Annotated in this window: 1 protein-coding gene; it reads right to left on the bottom strand. The window is 43.8% G+C overall.

From position 1 onward, the window contains the following. A partial coding sequence (locus tag KVT27_RS25000) for a sulfatase-like hydrolase/transferase (protein WP_254636283.1) occupies positions 1 to 184 on the bottom strand: 184 nt, incomplete at its 3' end. Between the last annotated feature and the right edge of the window lie 81 nt (positions 185 to 265).

Genomic DNA, 265 nt, shown 5'->3' with positions numbered 1-265 from the left:
ATTTCACAAGTAAGGGAATGCGGCACGTTTCCTCATACATAAAGAATGCTTTATCGCTTAACCCGCCGTGAATACCCAGCGATTCGCCGTGATCGGCTGAAAAAATGATCGTCGTATTCTCATATAAATCGTGTTCCTTCAAATAGGCGATTAATCTGCCGATTTGCTCGTCAATTGAACTCATAAAGCCGTAGTAGTGCTTGACGTAAGGTTCGAAAGCTTCCCACGACTTCGAATTAGCGGTTTTGGCTTTATGAATGGAGGG

This window comes from Lysinibacillus sp. GbtcB16, from assembly GCF_019091145.1.
GTDB lineage: Bacteria > Bacillota > Bacilli > Bacillales_A > Planococcaceae > Lysinibacillus > Lysinibacillus fusiformis.
The sequence above is the reverse complement of the archived record's forward strand: the minus strand, read 5'-3'. Positions and strand labels throughout refer to the sequence as shown.